Origin of the sequence: Streptomyces sp. NBC_01431 (assembly GCF_036231355.1) — a bacterium.
Taxonomy (GTDB): Bacteria; Actinomycetota; Actinomycetes; order Streptomycetales; family Streptomycetaceae; genus Streptomyces.
On the sequence record NZ_CP109496.1, the window covers coordinates 4,494,986 to 4,516,353 of the forward strand.

Sequence of the window (21,368 nt, forward strand, 5' to 3'; positions counted from 1 at the left end):
CGGAAGGCGCGCGAATGGGGCCCGGCCGCAACCCCGGCCGGGCCCCTTCGGCGGCGTACCTCCGCTGCTCAGTCCTCGCTGGCGGCGCTCGGCAGCTGGGTCTGGATCAGGGCCATCACCGAGGAGTCGGTCAGGGTCGTGACGTCTCCCAGCTCACGGTTCTCGGCGACATCGCGAAGGAGGCGCCGCATGATCTTGCCCGAGCGGGTCTTGGGCAGCTCCGCCACCGGCAGCACCCGCTTCGGCTTGGCGATCGGGCCGAGCGCCGAGCCCACGTGGGCTCGCAGCTCCTCCACCAGGCCGTCGGACTCGGCGGCGCTGCCGCGCAGGATCACGAAGGCGACGATGGCCTGCCCGGTCGTCTCGTCGGCCGCACCGACCACGGCGGCCTCGGCCACCGAGGGGTGCGAGACGAGCGCGGACTCGACCTCCGTGGTGGAGATGTTGTGGCCGGACACCAGCATCACGTCGTCGACGCGGCCGAGCAGCCAGATGTCGCCGTCGTCGTCCTTCTTGGCGCCGTCACCGGCGAAGTACTTGCCTTCGAAGCGCGACCAGTAGGTGTCGATGAACCGCTGGTCGTCGCCCCAGATGGTGCGCAGCATGGACGGCCACGGCTCGGTCAGGACCAGGTAGCCGCCCCCGCCGTTGGGAACCTCGTGCGCCTCGTCGTCCACCACGGTGGCGGAGATTCCGGGCAGCGCGCGCTGGGCGGAACCCGGCTTGGTCTCGGTGGCGCCGGGCAGCGGCGAGATCATCATCGCGCCGGTCTCGGTCTGCCACCAGGTGTCCACGATGGGGCACTTGTCGGCGCCGATGTGCTTGCGGTACCACATCCACGCCTCGGGGTTGATCGGCTCGCCGACCGAACCCAGGATCCGCAGACTGCTCAGGTCGAACTTGGCGGGGATGTCGTCGCCCCACTTCATGAACGTACGGATCGCGGTCGGCGCGGTGTAGAGGATGGTCACGCCGTACTTCTGCACGATCTCCCAGAACCGCCCCTGGTGCGGGGTGTCCGGGGTGCCCTCGTACATGACCTGGGTCGCGCCGTTGGCGAGCGGCCCGTAGACGATGTACGAGTGCCCGGTGACCCAGCCGATGTCGGCGGTGCACCAGTAGACGTCGCTCTCCGGCTTCAGGTCGAACACCGCGTTGTGGGTGTACGCGGCCTGGGTGAGGTAGCCGCCCGAGGTGTGCAGGATGCCCTTCGGCTTACCCGTCGTACCCGAGGTGTAGAGGATGAACAGCGGGTGCTCGGCGTCGAAGGCGGTGGGCGTGTGCTCCGCCGACTGGCGGGCGACGATGTCGTGCCACCACACGTCGCGGCCCTCGGTGAACGCCGTGTCCTGGCCCGTGCGGCGGACCACCAGGACGTGCTCGACCTGGGGGCACTTGGCGACGGCATCGTCGATCGCGGGCTTCAGGGCGGACGGCTTGCCGCGCCGGTAGCCGCCGTCGGCGGTGATGACGAGCTTGGCGTCGGCGTCCTGGATGCGGGAGGCGACGGCGTCGGCCGAGAAGCCACCGAAGACCACGGAGTGCGCGGCGCCGATGCGCGCGCAGGCGAGCATCGCGACGGCCGCCTCGGGGATCATCGGCAGATAGACCGCGACCCGGTCGCCGGCCTGGACGCCCAGCTCGATAAGGGCGTTGGTGGCCCTTGACACCTCGTCCTTGAGCTCGGCATAGGTGAGGGAGCGGCTGTCGCCGGGCTCGCCCTCGAAGTGGATGGCGACCCGGTCGCCGTTTCCGGCCTCGACATGGCGGTCGACGCAGTTGTACGCGACGTTCAGCCTGCCGTCGGCGAACCACTTCGCGAAGGGCGGGTTGGACCAGTCGAGGGTCTCGGTCGGCTCGGTGTCCCAGGTCAGGCGCCGGGCCTGCTCGGCCCAGAAGCCCAGCCTGTCCGCCTCGGCCCGCTCGTACGCCTCCGCCGTCACGTTGGCGTTCGCGGCCAGCTCGGCGGGCGGCGCGAACCGCCGCTCCTCCTTGAGCAGGTTGGCCAGGCTTTCGTTACTCACGACATCTCCCTTTCCCAGGGCGTCCTATGTGCCTATGTGTCCCAGGCCATAGCTCATCAGGCCGACGGCCGGGTGACAAGAGTCTCCAGGAAATTGGTTTAGACCTGTAGAGGGTCCTGGTCACCGGCGTGGCGCACGTATGGCCTCCCCCGTCACGGGGAGGCCATACGTTCTCACGGGCACGAAAAGGGACAGGTTCGGACGGTCGCTTTCGGACAGGTGGTCCGCGGGCGGGTGGTCTGCGGGCGGCCGCAGGGTCAGGCGGGTGACTCCTCCAGGGCGGCGGGGCCGACCCCCTCGAAGACCTCCGAGGCGTCATCCGCGACGAGCAAGTAGGCCTGCGCCTCGCCGACATGGAAGTACATGCCGTGCAGTGAGAGGGTGCCCGCGGCGAGGGCACGCGCCACCGAGTCGTGCCGCCGCAGATGATCCAGCTGCTGGACGACATTGGTCAGACAGAGCTGCTCCACCGCGTCCGCGGGCAGCCGCCCGGCGATCCGCGCCCAGGAATGCCGCCGGTTCGCCATCCGCTCCATGCTCGGCATCCCGTGCCGCAGCCACCGCCGCAGTGGTGTCATCGGCGCGCCGGGGCTGCTGTTGAGCAGTGCCTGCATCGCACCGCAGCCCGAGTGCCCGCAGACGGTGATCGACTCGACCTGGAGCACGTCCACCGCGTACTCGATCGCCGCCGCCACCGAGTCGTCGGTGCTCTCGGTGCCCGGCGGGGGCACCAGGTTGCCGATGTTGCGCACGGTGAACAGGTCGCCCGGCCCACTGGAGGTGATCATGCTGGTGACCAGGCGGGAGTCCGAGCAGGTGATGAAGAGCTGCTGGGGACGCTGGCCCTCGCGGGCGAGCCGGGCCAGTTCGTCCCGTACCAGGGGCGCGGTGTTGCGCTGGAACGAGCTGAGCCCGCTGGTCAGTTGGTGTCCCAGGGTGCGCTGCGGCGGCTGCTCGTGGCAGTGGTGGTTGCGCCACGGCGTCCAGGGGCGGCAGCAGGTGTGCGCGGCGGAGGCGGGATCGGCGGTCCCCGGCCGGGCGGCGGGTTTCGCCGGGGCGGACCCGGCCCCCGCCCGCCCGGCGATCCGCACCCGGCCACCGCGTGCGGTGTGCCCGTCCTGCCAGCTCTGAAGCGCCTCGAAGGCGGCATGGTCCATGAACGACCCGTCCAACTCGACCACAGTGTCGGCTCCTTGGGGGATGTGTGCGAGCGCCCGGGTCAGCCGGGGCACGGCGAGGAACGTCAACTGGCCGCGCACCCGCAGCACATACCTGCCCTCGGCCTCCTCGTGCGCGATGATGCGGGTCCGGGCGAGCCGGTGCAGCGCAACGACCACGGCCACCGCGATCCCGATGACCACGCCCTGGAGCACGCCGAGGACGAGCACTCCTGCGACGGTCGCCACGTAAACCAGGAATTCGCGGTGCTTGTGGACGTTGCGGATGTGGGCGAAGTTCACCATCTGGATGCCGACCATCATGACGAGCGCGGCCAGCGCGGCCAGCGGGATCCACTCCAGTACGGAGACGAGCAGCCCGGCCGCGAGCAGCACCCACACCCCGTGCAGCACGGTGGAGGCCCGACTGGTTGCGCCCGCACGGACGTTGGCGCTCCCGCGCACCGCGCCGCCGGAGACGGGCATGCCGCCGAGCAGCCCGGAGACGGCGTTGGCGATGCCCTGCCCGCGCAGCTCCCGGTCCAGGTCGGCGCGCGGGGGATGCGCGCCGCCCGGCCGTTCGGCGCCGAGCCGGTCCACGGCCACCGCCGAGAGCAGCGACTCCAGGCTGGCGACCAGCGTCACCGTGAGCACCGCGGTGGCGAGCTGGAGCACCGGCCCGTGCGGCAGCTCGGGCAGCACGTGCGCGTCCCAGGAGGGCAGCTCGACCCGCGCGATGTGCGGCGCGGTCGGCGCTGCGACGCCCGTGGCGACCACCACGCACGCGAGCGCGGCGGGGATCCGGCGCAGCGCCCTTCCGGTACGCCCCGGGATGCGCGGCCACAGCAGCAGTACGGCGATGGTGAGCGCGCCGACCAGGGGCGCGGCGGGGCCGACCCTGGTCAACTGGCCGGGCAGCGCGAGGGCGTTGTCGATGGCGGCGCTCTGCGGCGAGCCGCCGAGGACGATGTGCAGCTGGGCGAGCGCGATGGCGGCTCCGATGCCGGCCAGAGTGCCGTGCACGATGGCGGGGCTGACGGCCAGCGCGGAGCGCGCCGTCTTCAGTGAACCCAGGGCGACTTGGAGCAGGCCCGCGCCCACGGTGATGGCGCAGGTGGTGCGCCAGCCGTAGGTCTGGATCAACTCGGCCGACACCACGGTCAGTCCGGCGGACGGACCGCTGACGAGCAGCGGTGAGCCGCCGAGCAGACCGGCCACGATTCCGCCGATGCCGGCGGCGATGAGGCTGGCTTCGAGCGGAGCGTCGATGGCGACGGCGAGGCCGAGCGACATCGGGACGGCGAGCAGGAAGACGGTGATGGACGCCGAGAGGTCGGCGCCGGGGATGGTGAAGCGGCGGCGCCTGGGTCCGGCTCCCGAGGGGGGCGGGCGGTGCGGTCGCCGGAAGCGGGGCGGGTGAGCTGGGGGCTGGGTGCGACTGGGGACGCAGGCAGGCATGGTTCCCGTCTCCTCCGGGGCGGCGCGGTCGCGGAACGTGGGTCGCGGCCGTGGGTCACGGCATTGCAGCGGCGGGATTCTCAACTCTCGGTAAATGAATCGTAATGCAAGGTAAAGGGTGATGTGTCGCGTTTGGGGCAATTAGGGCAATGATTCACCCTCAAGGGTGAATAATCAGCTTTTCGTTCGGCTTGTCGTACCGCAGCCCCCGACTGTGCGTGCGACTTTTGCGGCGCCGTGACGGCATTCAACGCACATAACCGCAAGGAAGAGGTGGGCGGATGATCGCCGCCACGCACGCCACGAAGAGGATCGCTGTCGGTGTCATCGCCGCGGCACTGGCCGCCGGTGCCGCGGGCTGCTCCTCGGGTCCCGCCCAGACCAAGCCGGGCGCCCCCGGCGGCAGACCGGGCGCCGCGGCCCCCAACCTCGCCCCGCATCTCATCGGCGACGGCTCAACCGCGTACACCGGGCTCCAGCCGCACCTGCTCAAACCGCAGAGGCTGAAACCGGGACAGCAGCCGCCGCAGTTCGTGGTGTTCTCCTGGGACGGCGCGGGCGAGGACAGCCAGCGGCTCTTCTCCCACTTCAGGGAGGTCGCCAAGGAGAACAACGCGACCATGACGTACTTCCTGAGCGGCGTGTACATGCTCCCGGAGGACAAGGCGAACCTGTACACCGCGCCCAAGCACTCCCCGGGCCGCTCGGACATCGGCTTCAACGACCTCAAGGGAATCAAGGACACCGTCACCCAGCTGCGGGCCGCGTGGGAGGAGGGCAACGAGATCGGCACCCACTTCAACGGCCACTACTGCGGCCCCGACGGAGGCGTCGGCACCTGGTCGGTGGACGAGTGGAAGAGCGAGATCGCCCAGGCCAGGTCGTTCGTGAAGAACTGGAAGACGAACTCGGGCCTGAAGACCGAGGCGCCGCTGCCGTTCGACTACGACAAGGAACTCGTGGGCGCCCGCACCCCATGCCTCGAAGGCCAGAAGAACTTCGTCAAGGCCGCGGGCGAGCTGGGCTGGCGCTACGACACCAGCGGTGTCAACGACCAGGTGTGGCCCAAGAAGAACCCCAACGGCGTCTGGGACCTGTCGATGCAGCTGGTGCCGGTCCCGGGCCGCGACTTCCAGACCCTGTCCATGGACTACAACTTCTACATGAACCAGTCCAACGCGATGACCGGTGACGCCGATCAGCACGAGTACTGGGGCAACCAGATGCGCGACGGCCTGCTCCAGGCCTTCGCCCGCTCCTACGACGGCAACCGCGCCCCGCTCATCATCGGCAACCACTTCGAGTCCTGGAACGGTGGCGCCTACATGCGCGCCGTTGAGGACACGATCAAGACGGTGTGCAACAAGCGCGACGTCCACTGCGTCTCGTTCCGCCAGCTCGCCGACTGGCTCGACGCGCAGGACCCGGCCGTGCTCGCCAAGTTCGGCATGCTCAAGGTGGGCGAGGCCCCCAAGGGCGGCTGGGCGGCCCTGGAGGCCGCCCAGCCCGGGGTCCCGGTGCGGCCGGTCGCCCCGCTGAAGCCCGGGGCGTCCCAGTCGGCCATCAGGCAGGCTGCGGCTCGCTGACCTCGGCGACCAGCCCCTCGCTCAGTACGAACCCGGGGTCGACCTGCGCGGCCAGGTCGGCCCCGGTCTTGGCGTTGCCCCAGCTCTCCGCGTTCTTCAGGTGGAAGTGGACCATCTGCCGTGTGTAGCGAGCCCAGTCCCGGTTGCCGTACGAGTCGTCCGCGGCGTTCTGGAGCGTCTGGAGGGCGAGCCGGTTGTCGGCCTCCAGGAGCTCGAAGCGCGGTGGGCGGCCCTTCTCCATCGCGCGCACCCAATCGGAGTGGCCCACCGTGACCAGCAGGTCCTCGCCGACCTCCTGGCGCAGGAAGTCCACGTCGTCCCGGCCCTGCACCTTGTTGCCGACGACCTTGAGGGCGACCCCGTAGTCCCGGGCGTACTCCTTGTACTGGCGGTAGACCGAGACGCCCTTGCGGGTCGGCTCGGCCACCAGGAAGGTCATGTCGAAGCGCGTGAACATGCCCGAGGCGAACGAGTCCGACCCCGCCGTCATGTCCACGACGACGTACTCGTCCGCGCCGTCCACCAAGTGGTTCAGGCAGAGCTCGACCGCGCCGACCTTCGAGTGGTAGCAGGCGACCCCCAGGTCCGACTCGGTGAACGGGCCGGTCGCCATCAGCCGGATGTCCCCGTCGTCCAGGCGGACCCGGCGCGCGCACGCCTCGTACACCGGGTTCGCCTCGCGCACCCGCAGCAGCCGGGAGCCCTCGCCCGGCGGAGTCGTCTTGATCATCGTGTCGGTGGAGGCGATCCGCGGGTTGGTGCCGCGCAGGTACTCCTTGATGAGCGGGAGGTGCGCCCCCATCGCGGGCAGGGCCGCGGCCTCCGCCTCGTCGAGCCCGAGCGCTGCCCCGAGGTGCTGGTTGATGTCTGCGTCGACCGCGACGACGGCGGCCTCGTTGGCGGTGAGGTGACGGATGAAGAGCGAGGACAGCGTGGTTTTGCCGCTGCCGCCCTTCCCCACGAAAGCGATCTTCATGTTCACCAACGGTAATCGCAATGTGGCTGTCAGTATGCAAGGTGAGTGAAGAAGACCACTCGAAGGTGGGGCGGGGCTTGCGGACGCGTAGCCTCCCTACTTATGAGTACGAACGCCGCTGACCCTCTTGTCGCCCTCGGCGGGCTGCCGGGCGTCCCGGACGCCGTGGACCTTGTGCGCAAGGCCGTGGACCGGGTGTACGGGCACCGCGTGATGCGGCGCCGCAGCAACGAGATCGCCTCGGAGGCGGCGCTGCGCGGGGCCCGCGGCAGCGCCGCGCTGTCCGGCGCGGACTGGGCGCTGGAAGAGGTGCGGCGGCGCACCGACTTCGGCAGCGAGCCCGAGGCGCGCACGGTCGGAGCGGCTCTGAGGCTGTCCGCGGAGGCGGGCCAACTGCTGTCCATCTGGCGGCAGTCGCCGCTGCGGGTGCTCGCCCGGCTGCACCTGGTCGCGGCCGCGGACGCCGGTGACGCGGTGGGCCGGCCGCGCCAGGACGGCGAAAGCGTCGACGAGCCCTTGATCGAACTCCCGCTGCCGGACGCGGACGAGGTGGCGGGCCGCCTCGAAGGACTCTCCCAGCTGATCATCGCGGGCAGTTCGGCTCCCGCCCTGGTGACCGCGGCGATCGTGCACGGCGAGCTGCTCGCCCTGCGGCCCTTCACCTCCTGCAACGGGCTCGTCGCCCGGACCGCCGAGCGGATCGTGCTCATCGGCAGCGGCCTCGACCCCAAGGCGATCTGTCCGGCCGAGGTCGGCCATGCGGAGCTTGGGCGGGCGGCCTACGCGGCGGCGCTCGACGGCTACGCCTCGGGCACGCCGGAGGGGATGGCGGCCTGGATCACCCACTGCGGGAAGGCGGTCGAGCTCGGCGTGCGCGAGTCGACGGCCGTGTGCGAGGCGCTCCAGCGCGGCGCCGCGTAGCCGGTTCCTGCCTGCGGGCCGTGGCCGGGTAGCCGCCTGCGGCCGTGGCCGGGTGGCTGCCTTCGGGGCCCGGAAAAGGGTTGCGGCGGTATCGATGTCCGATACCGCCGCTGGCATGTCCACCGGGTTACCAAGCGTCCTCGAATGTTGCCCATCAGGCCGGGATTCTCTGCCCGTTCACCTGGTGCGGCTGGCCCGTAATCGACGGGTCGACGTCGCGTGGGTGCTCGATTTCCATGCTCGGTCCGTGGGGCCTTTATTGCGTAGAAGGTGATCCTCTCGGATGTCCCAGGTCTCGCGGGCCGTTGAGTCCTTTCTACTCCCGTCCGCCAGGAAGCGAAACCCCTGACCCCAGTTCTTTACTTTTAGCTTCAAACAGGTGCAAAGCGGACGTCTGTTTTCAGGCGTCCCCGTTCGGGCGCTCCCTCGCGGTCCGCGGGCCAGGGGCGGGGGCGGGGCCTGGGGCGGGGGCCCTCCGCCCTGGCCCGCGGGCCTCAGGTCGAGGCGGCCGCGCGGCGCCGACTGGCGTACCAGACGAGACCGGCGGTCGCGGCGGCCGCGCCGACCGCGGCCGCGGCCACGAGGGCCGGTCGCGGCGGCATCTTGATGACGGGCACCCGTTGCTTGAGGCTGACCGGTCGACTGAAGACGAGAACCGGCCACTTTCTGGCGTTCGCCTCGCGGCGCAGGGCCCGGTCCGGATTGACGGCGTGGGGATTGCCGACCGACTCCAGCATCGGCACGTCGGTCGCCGAGTCGCTGTACGCGTAGCAGCGCGCCAGGTCGTACCCCTCGGACGCGGCCAGTTCCTTCACGGCCTCGGCCTTCGTCGGGCCGTAGGCGTAGTACTCGACCTCGCCCGTGAAGCAGCCGTCGTCGCCGACGACCATTCTGGTGGCCACCACCCGGTCGGCGCCGAGGAGTTCGCCGATCGGCTCGACGACTTCGGCGCCCGAGGTCGAGACGATGACCACGTCGCGGCCCGCGGCGCGGTGCTCCTCGATGAGGGAGGCGGCCTCGTCGTAGATGATCGGGTCGATCAGGTCGTGCAGGGTCTCGGCGACGATCTCCTTGACCTGCTGCACGTTCCAGCCCTTGCAGAGCGCGGACAGATACTCACGCATCCGCTCCATCTGGTCGTGGTCGGCACCGCCGGCGAGGAATACGAACTGCGCGTACGCGGTGCGCAGTACGGCTCGGCGGTTGATCAGTCCTCCTTGATAGAAGGACTTGCTGAAGGTCAACGTCGACGACTTGGCAATGACTGTCTTGTCCAGGTCGAAGAAGGCGGCGGTACGCGGCAGCGAGTGGTTTTCCACGAGCCCGAGCATAGGCGCCCACCATTCGGCGTAAGCTGGGGCGTGTGGGTTTGCCTGAGAAGGCTCTCGGGTACACCATGGAAGTCACGGATCGTTCGCGACCGTGCTAACCCGGTCCGACTCCTCCCCCCCCGAGTCGACCGTGGGGACGACCCCCGCTCTCCCCCCCGGCGGGGGTCGTCGCATGTCCGGACGCGTTTTCGGCCCTCGGACCCGACCGCAGTCCCCCTCTTTCCGCCCCGAACGCGGTGATCTCCGACTGCTGAGACTCGTTACTGTGCGTAATGGTTGCGCTGCTCTCCGGAAGTCACCGGTATAGGTGAACGGGATATTCACAACGGGGGTAGTTGTCCACAGTTTTGGATCAAGATCCACATTATTCCGAGTCTCCCTCCACCGTGATTCCAGTTCGCGAAGTACGCGGACGCAGGAATCGCAGTGAGAGGGGGCGGAAATCGTGGATGGAGTCATGGCATCCGAACGGCCGCCGGGCGCGGAGGGACGGCGCGGCGGACCGCTGATCGTGACCGAGGACGAGGAACTGCTCGACGATCTGCTGCGGCTGTGCGCCGCGGCCGGTGCCGAGCCCGAAGTGTGCCACGGGGTGCCCGACCGCAGGGGCGGCTGGGAGAGCGCGCCGCTGGTTCTGGTCGGCGACGACGCCGCGCCCCGGTTGCTCGGATCGGCGCGCAGGCGCGGGGTGTTGCTCGTGGGCCGGGACCAGGACAACCCCGGCGTCTGGCAGGCCGCGGTCGAGCTCGGCGCGGATCACGTGCTGCGGCTGCCCGACGCGGAACCGTGGCTCGTCGACCGCATCGCGGACGCCGCCGAAGGCGTGGGCAGTCCCGCCCTGACCGTCGGAGTGATCGGCGGACGCGGCGGCGCCGGGGCGTCGACGCTGGCCTGCGCCCTGGCGGTGACCGCCGCCAGGTCCGGGCAGCGCACCATGCTGATCGACGGCGATCCGCTCGGCGGCGGCCTCGATGTGCTGCTCGGCGGGGAGCAGGCCGGCGGCCGGCGATGGCCGGATTTCGCCGCTTCGCGAGGACGGGTCGCCGGTGGCGCCCTGGAGGAATCGCTGCCGCATCTGCATCAGTTGAGGGTGCTGAGCTGGGACCGGGGAGACTCGGTCGTGGTTCCGGGCGAGGCGATGCGTGCGGTGCTCGCGGCAGCCCGCAGACGGGGCGGGGTGGTCGTCGTTGACCTGCCGCGCCGCGTCGACGACGCGGTGGTCGAGGCGCTCGCCCAGCTGGACCTGGGGCTCCTCGTGGTCCCGGCCGAGTTGCGCGCGGTCGCCGCGGCTAACCGGGTCGCGTCGTCGGTCGGCATGGTGCTGCGCGACCTGCGCGCGGTGGTCCGGGGCCCGTACGCCTGCGGCCTCGACGAACAGTGGGTGGCCGACGCGCTGGGTCTACCGCTCGCTGGTGAACTGCCGCCGGAGCCCGGCCTGTTGGAGGCCCAGGAGAACGGGTCGCCGCCGGGCGGCGCGCCACGCGGGCCGCTGGCCCGGTTCTGCACGGCCTTCTGGAGCCAGGCGCTCGCGGGCGGCCGTACGGGTGGAGCGGTCCTGTGAACGGGGTGCGCGATGCGCGTACGTCTTCGTCCACGGTGGGCCGGGCTGGGGCGGGCGGAAGCCCATCGGCCGGTGGCGGGGCGCCGCCCGGGGGGCAGGCGGCGCGGGGCGCCGGGCCGCCGCTGCTCGACGCGGTGCGCCAGCGCCTGGCGGAGAGCGGGGCCGAGCCCACACCGGCCAGGGTCGCGGCGGCGCTGCGCGCCCAGGGCAGGCTGCTCGGAGACGCCGAAGTACTGGGCGGAGCCGAGGCGTTGCGGTCCGAGCTGGTGGGCACCGGGCCGCTGGAGCCGCTGCTCGCCGATCCAGAGGTGACGGACGTGCTGGTCTCCGCACCCGACCGGGTCTGGGTGGATCGGGGCGGCGGACTCGAACTGACGGGGGTCCGCTTCGCCGACCCGGCGGCCGTGCGTCGCCTCGCCCATAGGCTCGCCGCGGTGGCGGGCCGGCGCCTGGACGACGCCCGGCCCTGGGTTGACGCCCGGCTGCCGGACGGCACCCGGATGCACGCCGTCCTGGAGCCGGTCGCCGTCGGCTCGGCCTGCCTCTCGCTGCGGGTGGTGCGGCCGCGGGCGTTCTCACCGGCCGAACTCACCTCGGCGGGAACGGTGCCGCCCGATGGCGAACAGTTCCTGCGGGCACTGATCGAGGCCCGGGTGTCGTTCCTGGTGAGCGGCGGAACCGGCACCGGCAAGACCACCTTGTTGTCGACGTTGCTCGGTCTGGTCGGAGCGGGCGAGCGGATCGTACTGGCCGAGGATTCCGCCGAGTTGAGGCCCGACCATCCCCATGTCGTACGCCTGGAATCGCGGCCCGCCAACCAGGAGGGTGCCGGCCTGGTGACCCTGCGGGACCTGGTGCGCCAGGCGCTTCGCATGCGGCCGGACCGCCTGGTAGTGGGGGAGGTGCGGGGAGCTGAAGTGACCGACCTGCTCAGCGCTTTGAACACGGGACATGAAGGCGGCTGCGGCACGGTCCATGCCAATTCCGCGGCCGACGTCCCCGCCCGGCTCGAAGCGCTCGGGACGGCGGCCGGGCTCGACCGGGCCGCGCTGCACAGCCAGTTGGCGGCCGCGCTGTCGGTCGTGGTCCACCTCGTACGCGACCGGACCGGGCGGCGCCGGATCGCCGAGGTGCGCGTCCTGGAGCGGGACGCGGCCGGCCTGGTGGTGACGGTGCCCGCGTTGCGGTGGGGCGCGGCGGGATTCGTGCGCGACTCGGGCTGGGAACGGCTGCGGGCGCTGATCGGGGGTGCGTTGTGACAGATCTCCGGATGGGTCTGCCCGCCTGGGCGGCGATGTGTGCGGGGGCGGCCGCGTGGCTGTGGGCAGGACAGGACCAGGGGATGCGGCGGGCCCGGCTGATGTTCGCCGGAGCGGGGGCCACGGCCGGTGGATCACCCGATGTGGCCGGGGTGGGTGGCGCGTTCACGGCATCGCCTTTCGGACGTTTTCTTGAGGGAGCACGGCGCCGAGAGTGGCGAAAGATGCGGCTGGAGTGGCTGTGTCTGCCGGTGGCACTGGTGCTCGCGTTACTGGGCGGGTCGGTGCTGCCGCTGGTCGCCGGAGCGGTGGCGGTGCCCCTGGTGAGCCGCCGGCTGCGGGCCAGGGAGCGCGAACGGGCCCGGGTGCGGCGGGCCGATGAAGTGATCGCCTGGTGTGCCGCGGTGGCCGGGGAGTTGCGGGCGGGTCGCCAGCCCGGCCAGGCACTGGCGGCAGCGGCCCGGGACACGGCGGCACTGGGTACGGCGGCAGCGCCGGTGGTCGCGGCCGCCACGTTCGGCGGCGATGTGCCCGCGGCGCTGCGCGAGGCCGCCAGGGAGCCGGGTGCCGAAGGGCTCGCCGGGGTCGCCGCCTGCTGGCAGGTGGCGGTCGACGGTGGCGCGGGACTCGCCTCGGGCCTTGAGCGCCTGGAGAGCGCGCTGCGGGCGGACCGGGAGCAACAGGACGCACTGCGGGCCGAGCTGGCCGGCCCTCGCACGACGGTTCTCCTGCTGGCCCTGCTGCCGGCCTTGGGACTGCTGCTCGGCACGTCGATGGGCGCGGGCCCGCTGCGAGTACTGCTGCACACCCCGGCCGGGTTCGGCTGCCTGCTGGTGGCCGCGGTCCTGGAGACGGCCGGGGTGTGCTGGGCGGCGCGGATCGTGCGGGCGGGGGAGGGGCGGTGAGCCTCAGGGCGACGGCTCCCCTCGTGACGGACTGGGCGGCGGGGATGGGTGTGCTCGCGTGGGGACGGGGAACGGGAGCGAGCCCCTTCCATCCGGAGGTTGTCCACAGGCTGGGGGTGGAAGGGGGGGTAATGGCCCTCGCCCTGTGGACGGTCCTGGAACTCGCGCGGCGTCGGGAGGAACGCGGGGTGCGACGCCGGATCTCCGCGCTGCTGGCTCTTGCGGCCCGGCCTCCGCGCAGGCGCTGGGGCCCCGCCCGGACGGCCCGAGCAAAGAACTGGGCGCCTCCGCTGGGCGCGTTGGTGGCCTGCTATGTGCTGACCGGCGGGATCGGGGGCGTACTGATGGGGCTCGCGGCGGCCTACGGGACCTGGAGGTGGGGACGTCGGCGCCGGGCGAAGGGCGACGGGCCGCAGGCGTGCCGGGCTGCCCGTGAACTGCCGCTCGCAGCCGACCTGTTGGCCGCGTGCCTCGCGGCCGGGGCGGGACCGCGCGAGGCCGCGGGGGCGGTGGGCGCCTCCCTGGACGGGCCGGTCGGGGCACGGCTGGGGCGGGTCGCGGCAGAGCTGCGGATGGGCGGCGAACCGGCCGCCACCTGGGGGAGGTTGGGGGTGATACCGGGCGCGGCCGAATTGGCCCGGTGCCTGGAGCGGGCCGCGTCATCGGGATCGCCCTCGGCAGTCCCGGTCGCCCGGGTGGCCGCGCGCTGCCGGGCCGAACGGACCAGGGACGCCTCGGCGCGGGCCAGACGGGCCGGCGTGCTGATCACCGGCCCGCTGGGCCTCTGCTTCCTGCCCGCGTTCCTGGCGGCCGGCGTCGCCCCGGTGGTGATCGGTCTCGCGGGCGGGCTGCTCAGACGCTGAGGGTGCGACCTCCGTGGAGTGGCCGAACCATCTACCTGAATCGTCATCAATATCCGTATAAATCAAGGGAGTTGAAAGAAATGGACAACACGGTCATGAATCAGGTGACGGCCGACGTGAAGTGTCGGATGCGGCTCTGGGGGGCGGCGGTGCGGCGCCGGCTGCGGGGAGATGCCGGGATGTCGACTTCGGAGTACGCCGTGGGCACCCTCGCGGCCTGTGCCTTCGCGGCGATCCTGTACAAGGTCGTCACCAGCGGCGGAGTCGTGACGGCGTTGACCCAGCTGATCACCAAGGCGCTCGATGTCCAGTTCTGAGCCGGATTCTGAGCGCGGTCGGCGGTGGCGCGGCGACCGGGGCTTCGTGACGGCTGAGACGGCCGTGGCGATTCCGGCGCTGGTCGGATTCGCGCTGGCGCTGCTCTGGGCGCTGATGGCGGCCTCGGCGGAGATCCGCTGCGTGGACGCGGCCAGGGCCGGGGCTCGCGCGGTGGCCCGCTCCGAGCCGGAGGCCGTCGCGGTGGCGGCGGCCCGGTCGGCGGCGCCCAAGGGCGCCACGGTCACGGTGCGACGCACCGGGGACCTGTGGCGCGTCCGGGTCGAGTCCGCCACGCCCGGCCCGCACCATTTGGCACTGACGCTGAGCGCCGAGGCGGCGGCGCTGGCGGAGGACACGCTGGGAGAGCCCTCGTGAAGCACTGGGAGGCAGGACTCGCCGGCTGGCCGGAGGGAGGGTTTTCGGGGCGGTGGGTCGCGGGTCCTGTGGTCCGGCTGGGGCGCGGTCTCTTGGGTCCGTGGGTGAGGGGCGCGCGGCGTGGTGATCGGGGTTCCGCCACGGTCTGGGTGGCGCTGACGGCCGCCACGATGTGCGCGGTGTTCGCCGCCGTACTCGGGCTCGGGCAGGTGGTGGCCGCCCGGCACCGGGCCGGCGGCGCCGCCGACCTGGCCGCGCTCGCCGCAGCCGACCGGGCCCTGTGGGGCTCGCCGGACGCCTGCGCCAAGGCAGCCGAGGTGGCCCGTGCTCAGGGGGCCGAGTTGGTGCGCTGTTCGGTGGCCGGGGAGATCGCGGACGTACGGGTGCGGGCGAGGTTCGGTCCGTACGGGCCGACGGTCAGGTCGCGGGCGGGGCCGGCACGGGCTCTTCCGGGGCTCCCCGCAGCAGTTCCGTGAGCAGGCGGACGGCGCCCCGCTTGTGCAGGGGGTCGTTGCCGTTGCCGCACTTGGGCGACTGGATGCACGACGGGCAGCCGGCCTCGCACTCGCAGGACGCGATCGCCTCGCGGGTCGCGGTCAGCCACCGTGCGGCCGTGTGGAAGGCGCGCTCGGCGAATCCGGCGCCGCCCGGGTTGCCGTCGTACACGAAGACCGTCGGGAGCAGCGTGTCCGGGTGCAGCGGGACGGACACGCCGCCGATGTCCCAGCGGTCGCAGGTGGCGAAGAGCGGCAGCATCCCGATGGAGGCGTGCTCGGCGGCGTGCAGGGCGCCGCCGAGGATCTCCGGGTTGATGCGGGCGGCATCGAGCTGGTCCTCGGTGACCGTCCACCACACGGCCCGGGTGCGCAGGGTGCGGGGCGGCAGGTCGAGCTTGGTCTCGCCCAGGACCTCGCCGGTGATGAGTTTGCGGCGCAGGAAGGAGACGACCTGATTGGTGACTTCGACGGAGCCGTAGCACAGGCGGCCGGCGCCCCAGGGGATCTCGGTGTCGGTTTCCAGGACGGAGATGGCGGTGGTGTCCCTGGCGACGGTCGAGTAGGGCGGATTGGCCTCCTCGACGAGGGCGGCGGAATCCTCCAGGTCGAGGTGTTTCACCAGGTACGTACGGCCCTGGTGGAGGTGGACGGCGCCGTCGTGCACGGCGGTGTGCGCGGCGGACGCGTCGACGGTGCCGAGCAGCCGTCCCGTCGAGGCCTCGACCACCTGGACCGGGCGGCCGCCGCCGCCCCGGATGTCGGTGAGGTCGGCGGCCCGCTCGCGGCGGGTCCAGAACCATCCGTTGCTACGGCGCCGCAGCAACCCCGCCTGCTCCAGCTGGGGCATGAGGGCCGCGCTCGCCGGGCCGAACAGTTCGAGGTCGGGCTCGGTGAGCGGCTGCTCGGCCGCTGCCGCGCAGAGGTGGGGGGCCAGGACGTACGGGTTGTCGGGGTCGAGGACGGTGGACTCTACTGGCTGCTGGAACAGCGCCTCGGGGTGATGGACGAGGTAGGTGTCCAGCGGGTCGTCGCGGGCGATCAGGACGGCGAGCGCGCCCTGGCCCGAGCGCCCGGCCCGGCCCGCCTGCTGCCACAGCGAGGCTCGGGTGCCGGGGTAGCCCGCGATCAGTACGGCGTCCAGGCCCGAGACGTCGATGCCGAGTTCCAGGGCGGTGGTCGCGGCCAGGCCCAGGAGTTCGCCGGAGTGCAGGGCCTGCTCCAGGGCGCGGCGCTCCTCGGGGAGGTAGCCGCCCCGGTAGGCGGCGACGCGGCGGGCGAGGGCCCGGTCGACCTCGTACAGGCGCTCCTGGGTGATGACGGAGATCAGCTCGGCACCCCGCCGGGAGCGGACGAAGGCGACCGTGCGGACCCCCTGAACGGCCAGGTCGGTCAGGAGGTCGGCGGTCTCGGCGATGGCGGTACGGCGGACCGGGGCGCCCTTCTCGCCGGGCAGCTCGGTCAGCGGGGGCTCCCACAGGGCGAAGACCAGCTCGCCACGCGGGGAGGCGTCGTCGGCCACCTCGACGACGGGCAGGCCGGTCAGACGGCCCGCGGCGAGGGCGGGCTCGGCGGCGGTGGCGGAGGCGAGCAGGAAGACCGGGTCGGCGCCGTAGCGGGCGCACAGGCGGCGAAGGCGGCGCAGGACCTGGGCGACGTGCGAGCCGAAGACGCCGCGGTAGGTGTGGCACTCGTCGATGACGACATAGCGCAGGGCGCGCAGGAAGGAGGACCACCTGGGGTGGGAGGGGAGTATGCCCAGGTGCAGCATGTCCGGATTGGTGAGGACGTAGTTGGCGTACTGGCGCACCCATTCGCGTTCCTCGACCGGCGTGTCGCCGTCGTACACGGCGGGCCGGATCGCGTTGCCCAGCGGGGCCGCCATGGCCTTCACCGAGCGGCGCTGGTCGGCGGCCAGGGCCTTGGTCGGGGCGAGGTAGAGGGCGGTGGCGCCGCGTCCGTTCGGGGCCTCGGAGCCGTCCAGGAGGGTGCTGAGGACCGGCGCCAGGTAGGCCAGGGACTTGCCGGACGCCGTGCCGGTGGCGATCACCACCGATTCGCCGTTCAGGGCGTGCTCGGCGGCGGTGGCCTGGTGGGCCCAGGGGTGATCGATGCCGGCGTCCTGGATGGCGTTGATCACTTCCGGGCGGATGAGGTGCGGCCACACTGCATGACGTCCTGCGCGCGGGGGCAAGTGCTCCGTATGAGTGATGCGCGCAGCCCGGCCCACCCCTGCGGTGAGCCGGTCGAGGACCGTGCCGGGGTCGGGTCGTTCACCCGTGCTGTCGGCGGGTGTTCTGGGGCGGTGATTCCTGGCCATCGGCACCGAGTGTGTCACTGGTGTAGCGGACAATGGTCCCAAGGCGTCGTGCATGGCTGCTGGTAAGTGATTGAATGCCATCGCGGCTGGCGATCCGTTCTCTGGCTCCGCCGGGGAGACCTAGGGAGCGGCCGCTCGATAGCAAGGTGCTGGAGGATCCGTGGACCTGTCCCTGTCGACTCGCAATGTGTCCGGCCCTGGTGGCGACCGTACGGTCGTCGAGGTCGGTGGCGAGATTGATGTGTATACCGCGCCCAAGCTGCGCGAGCAGTTGGTCGAGTTGGTGAACGACGGCAGCTACCACCTGGTTGTCGACATGGAGGGCGTGGACTTCCTCGACTCCACGGGCCTCGGCGTGCTCGTGGGCGGGCTCAAGCGTGTGCGTGCGCACGAGGGCTCCCTGCGCCTGGTCTGCAACCAGGAGCGCATTTTGAAGATCTTCCGGATCACGGGACTCACCAAGGTGTTCCCGATCCACGGCTCGGTCGACGAGGCCGTCAACGCGACCGACTGACGGCGGCCGTCCGCGGACGGCTCCGGAGGAAGGACAGGGGCACCGGGTGGCAGTTTGGCCCGGGGCCCCTGAGAGGTACGCCCGTACGTTCGAGGGGGATCGCCATGGCCACCGTTGAACTCCGTTTCAGTGCCCAGCCCGAGCACGTCCGCACGGCCCGCCTCGTGGCGGCCGCGGTGGCGCGCCGGGCCGGGGTCGATGAGGCAGTGCTCGACGAGGTCAGACTCGCCGTCGGCGAGGCGTGCAGCCGTGCTGTCGGGCTGCACCGTACGCACGGCGTCGACGCGCCCGTGCGCGTCATCCTGACCGAGGAGGAGAAGACGTTCTCCATCGAGGTCGGCGACGAGGTGCCCGGGTCGGGCGGTTCCGCTTCGGCGGTGCCGGGTGTGCGCGGCCCGGCCCCCGACGACGAACTCGACAGCGGGGAGGACGAAATGGGCCTCGCTGTCATCAGTGGGCTTGTGGACGATGTGGAGGTCAGCTCCGGCGAGTCCGGGGGTGTCATCCGGATGAGCTGGCCGACCACACCGACGACGGTGCTTCCCTGATCCACTTGTTTTTGATATTGAGACGGGCCCTGCTGAGCAGGGCCTTTTTCTTTTCCTTGATCCAGATTTCGTGGCCCGTTCCTAGATCGATGATCAAGCGTCAATGCGTTTGCCCCATTACCGCTTTCGGGGTCACTTTCGTGACCGGATCTCTCTCTGGTGGGCCGATGAAGGTCAATTCCATTTGCGGCGCCCTGTTTTGATCGTGTTCCGCTCCCTACAATCCGTCCACATCTTGAGCTCTGAGCGTCAAGGAGGACGAATGGCGGGGCTCTTCAACCCAACGGAACTCGACCACCCCACATCTCTCGCGGCCGCGGTACTGACCGACGGCAACCGGCTGATCGTGATCGTCATCGCGGGTGTCGCGCTGGCGGCCCTGATCGTGGCGCAATTGCTGGTGCGCCAGGTCCTCGCGGCCGGCGAGGGAACCGAATCGATGAAGAAGATCGCGGCTGCCGTGCAGGAAGGCGCAAACGCCTATCTGACCCGGCAGTTGCGCACCCTCGGCGTCTTCGCCGTCGTGGTGTTCTTCCTGCTGTTCCTGCTGCCGTCCGACAACTGGTCGCAGCGCGTAGGCCGTTCGGTGTTCTTCCTGATCGGCGCCGTCTTCTCGGCGACGACGGGATACATCGGCATGCGTCTGGCCGTGCGCGCGAATGTGCGCGTCGCGGCCGCCGCCCGCGAAGCGACTCCCGCGGAAGGCGAACCCGAAAAAGATCTCACCGCGGTCTCCCACAAGGCGATGAAGATCGCTTTCCGTACCGGCGGTGTCGTCGGCATGTTCACGGTGGGCCTCGGCCTGCTCGGCGCTTCCTGCGTCGTGCTCGTGTACGCGGCCGACGCGCCCAAGGTCCTTGAGGGCTTCGGCCTCGGCGCCGCACTGATCGCCATGTTCATGCGTGTCGGCGGCGGCATCTTCACCAAGGCCGCCGACGTCGGCGCCGACCTGGTCGGCAAGGTCGAACAGGGCATCCCCGAGGACGACCCGCGCAATGCCGCCACCATCGCGGACAACGTGGGCGACAACGTCGGCGACTGCGCCGGCATGGCGGCCGACCTGTTCGAGTCGTACGCCGTGACCCTCGTCGCGGCCCTGATCCTCGGCAAGGCGGCGTTCGGCGACTCGGGCCTCGCCTTCCCGCTGATCGTCCCGGCGATCGGCGTGGTCACCGCGATGATCGGTATCTTCGCGGTCGCCCCGCGGCGCGCCGACCGCAGCGGAATGTCGGCGATCAACCGCGGGTTCTTCATCTCGGCGGTGATCTCGCTCGCCCTGGTGGCCGTCGCGGTCTTCGTCTATCTGCCGTCCTCGTACGCCAAGTTGAACGGCGTGACGGACGAAGTGATCAAGAACCACAACGGTGATCCGCGGGTCCTGGCGCTCGTCGCCGTGGCCATCGGCATCGTGCTCGCGGCGCTGATCCAGCAGTTGACGGGGTACTTCACCGAAACCACCCGGCGTCCCGTCCGCGACATCGGCAAGTCCTCGCTCACGGGGCCCGCCACCGTCGTCCTGGCCGGTATCTCCATCGGGCTCGAATCGGCCGTCTACACCGCTCTGTTGATCGGCCTCGGCGTGTACGGGGCCTTCCTGCTCGGCGGCACCTCGGTCATGCTCGCGCTGTTCGCGGTGGCCCTCGCCGGAACCGGTCTGCTGACCACGGTCGGCGTCATCGTCGCCATGGACACCTTCGGTCCGGTCTCCGACAACGCCCAGGGCATCGCGGAGATGTCCGGCGACGTCCAGGGCGCCGGCGCCCAGGTGCTCACCGATCTGGACGCCGTGGGCAACACCACCAAGGCCATCACCAAGGGCATCGCGATCGCGACCGCGGTGCTCGCGGCCTCGGCGCTCTACGGCTCGTTCAAGGACGCCATCGGCACGGCCGTCAAGGACGTCCACGCGAAGGCCGGCGAGCTGACCTTGAACATGGACATCTCCCAGCCCAACAACCTGGTCGGGCTGATGCTGGGCGCGGCGGTCGTGTTCCTCTTCTCGGGGCTCGCGATCAACGCCGTTTCCCGGTCGGCCGGTTCGGTGGTCTTCGAGGTGCGGCGGCAGTTCCGCGAGCACCCCGGGATCATGGACTACACCGAGCAGCCGGAGTACGGGCGCGTCGTCGACATCTGCACCAAGGACGCGCTGCGCGAGCTGGCCACCCCCGGTCTGCTCGCGGTGCTGGCCCCCATCACGGTCGGCTTCACGCTCGGCGTCGGCGCGCTCGGCTCGTACCTTGCGGGCGCGATCGGCACCGGCACCCTGATGGCGGTCTTCCTCGCCAATTCGGGCGGTGCCTGGGACAACGCCAAGAAGTTGGTCGAGGACGGCCACTTCGGCGGCAAGGGCAGCGAGGCGCACGCCGCCACCGTCATCGGCGACACCGTCGGTGATCCGTTCAAGGACACCGCGGGTCCGGCGATCAACCCGCTGCTGAAGGTGATGAACCTGGTCGCGCTCCTGATCGCGCCGGCCATCGTCAAGTTCAGTTACGGCGACGACGCAAACCCAGTCGTTCGAGGGATTGTGGCGGCGCTCGCCGCGATCGTCATCATCGGCGCGGTGTACGTGTCGAAGCGGCGCAGTGTGGCCGTTGGTGACGAGGGCAACAGCGAGCGGGTCGCGAAGTCAGCGGACCCGGCGGTGGTTTCGTAGCTCCACGGCACACAAAGGGCGGGCGGACGGTGTGGTTTGACACACCGTCCGCCCGCTGTGCTTGGTGCAAATGGCTGCAATAGAGGGCAGACCGCACGGGTG

Annotated in this window: 17 protein-coding genes; 12 read left to right on the forward strand and 5 right to left on the reverse strand. The window is 71.1% G+C overall.

Annotated elements, in window-relative coordinates:
- Positions 1-68 precede the first annotated feature (68 nt).
- Both acs and OG522_RS20775 read right to left on the reverse strand, forming a co-directional pair.
- Entirely contained in the window at positions 69-2,024 is a 1,956-nt protein-coding gene (gene acs / locus OG522_RS20770) for an acetate--CoA ligase (protein WP_329464487.1), read from the reverse strand.
- 257 nt (positions 2,025-2,281) lie between these two features.
- Complete coding sequence (locus tag OG522_RS20775) at positions 2,282-4,639, reverse strand: bifunctional SulP family inorganic anion transporter/carbonic anhydrase (RefSeq protein WP_329464488.1); 2,358 nt, start codon at positions 4,637-4,639, stop codon at positions 2,282-2,284.
- A 281-nt stretch (positions 4,640-4,920) separates the two neighbouring features.
- On the opposite strand from OG522_RS20775, the gene OG522_RS20780 reads away from it, so the two are divergent.
- Positions 4,921-6,225, forward strand: coding sequence for a hypothetical protein (locus OG522_RS20780; RefSeq protein ID WP_329464489.1), 1,305 nt, complete (start codon positions 4,921-4,923; stop codon positions 6,223-6,225).
- Here OG522_RS20780 and OG522_RS20785 read toward each other — a convergent pair.
- On the reverse strand, positions 6,203-7,201 hold the full coding sequence (locus tag OG522_RS20785; protein WP_329464490.1) for an ATP-binding protein: 999 nt from the start codon (positions 7,199-7,201) through the stop codon (positions 6,203-6,205). The genes OG522_RS20780 and OG522_RS20785 overlap by 23 nt on opposite strands.
- A gap of 102 nt (positions 7,202-7,303) precedes the next feature.
- Here OG522_RS20785 and OG522_RS20790 point away from each other — a divergent pair, with 102 nt between their 5' ends.
- On the forward strand, positions 7,304-8,122 hold the full coding sequence (locus OG522_RS20790; RefSeq protein ID WP_329464491.1) for an oxidoreductase: 819 nt from the start codon (positions 7,304-7,306) through the stop codon (positions 8,120-8,122).
- 494 nt (positions 8,123-8,616) lie between these two features.
- On the opposite strand, the gene OG522_RS20795 is transcribed toward OG522_RS20790, so the two are convergent.
- On the reverse strand, positions 8,617-9,453 hold the full coding sequence (locus OG522_RS20795; RefSeq protein WP_329464492.1) for an HAD family hydrolase: 837 nt from the start codon (positions 9,451-9,453) through the stop codon (positions 8,617-8,619).
- A gap of 457 nt (positions 9,454-9,910) precedes the next feature.
- Here OG522_RS20795 and ssd point away from each other — a divergent pair, with 457 nt between their 5' ends.
- From ssd to OG522_RS20830, 7 genes are all read left to right on the forward strand, one after another.
- The gene (gene ssd, locus OG522_RS20800; protein ID WP_329464493.1) at positions 9,911-11,014 is read left to right on the forward strand and encodes a septum site-determining protein Ssd; all 1,104 of its coding nucleotides are present in this window, start codon (positions 9,911-9,913) and stop codon (positions 11,012-11,014) included.
- Positions 11,015-11,136: 122 nt separating this feature from the next.
- The gene (locus OG522_RS20805; RefSeq protein WP_329467663.1) at positions 11,137-12,273 is read left to right on the forward strand and encodes a TadA family conjugal transfer-associated ATPase; all 1,137 of its coding nucleotides are present in this window, start codon (positions 11,137-11,139) and stop codon (positions 12,271-12,273) included.
- Positions 12,274-12,284: 11 nt separating this feature from the next.
- The gene (locus OG522_RS20810; protein ID WP_329467664.1) at positions 12,285-13,178 is read left to right on the forward strand and encodes a type II secretion system F family protein; all 894 of its coding nucleotides are present in this window, start codon (positions 12,285-12,287) and stop codon (positions 13,176-13,178) included.
- A gap of 131 nt (positions 13,179-13,309) precedes the next feature.
- On the forward strand, positions 13,310-14,041 hold the full coding sequence (locus tag OG522_RS20815) for a type II secretion system F family protein (RefSeq protein ID WP_329464494.1): 732 nt from the start codon (positions 13,310-13,312) through the stop codon (positions 14,039-14,041).
- An 80-nt stretch (positions 14,042-14,121) separates the two neighbouring features.
- Positions 14,122-14,358, forward strand: a complete 237-nt coding sequence (locus OG522_RS20820; RefSeq protein ID WP_443074722.1) for a DUF4244 domain-containing protein — start codon at positions 14,122-14,124, stop codon at positions 14,356-14,358.
- A 46-nt stretch (positions 14,359-14,404) separates the two neighbouring features.
- Positions 14,405-14,734, forward strand: coding sequence for a TadE family type IV pilus minor pilin (locus tag OG522_RS20825; protein WP_443074723.1), 330 nt, complete (start codon positions 14,405-14,407; stop codon positions 14,732-14,734).
- 104 nt (positions 14,735-14,838) lie between these two features.
- Positions 14,839-15,210: an Rv3654c family TadE-like protein gene (locus OG522_RS20830; RefSeq protein ID WP_329464496.1), complete on the forward strand. Its 372-nt coding sequence runs from the start codon at positions 14,839-14,841 to the stop codon at positions 15,208-15,210.
- Here OG522_RS20830 and OG522_RS20835 read toward each other — a convergent pair.
- A complete protein-coding gene (locus OG522_RS20835; protein ID WP_329464497.1) occupies positions 15,152-17,629 on the reverse strand; it encodes a DEAD/DEAH box helicase in 2,478 nt (825 codons plus the stop codon). The two genes, OG522_RS20830 and OG522_RS20835, sit on opposite strands and share 59 nt — an antisense overlap.
- 79 nt (positions 17,630-17,708) lie before the next feature.
- On the opposite strand from OG522_RS20835, the gene OG522_RS20840 reads away from it, so the two are divergent.
- The 3 genes from OG522_RS20840 (at position 17,709) to OG522_RS20850 (ending at position 21,266) form a co-directional block, all read left to right on the forward strand.
- Positions 17,709-18,062 carry an STAS domain-containing protein gene (locus OG522_RS20840; protein ID WP_053728100.1) on the forward strand — a complete coding sequence of 118 codons (354 nt, stop codon included), beginning with the start codon at positions 17,709-17,711 and terminating at the stop codon, positions 18,060-18,062.
- Positions 18,063-18,166: 104 nt separating this feature from the next.
- Positions 18,167-18,610 (forward strand): ATP-binding protein, encoded by a 444-nt coding sequence (locus tag OG522_RS20845; RefSeq protein ID WP_329464498.1) that lies wholly within the window; start codon positions 18,167-18,169, stop codon positions 18,608-18,610.
- 262 nt (positions 18,611-18,872) lie between these two features.
- Positions 18,873-21,266, forward strand: coding sequence for a sodium-translocating pyrophosphatase (locus tag OG522_RS20850; RefSeq protein WP_329464499.1), 2,394 nt, complete (start codon positions 18,873-18,875; stop codon positions 21,264-21,266).
- Positions 21,267-21,368: the final 102 nt, after the last annotated feature.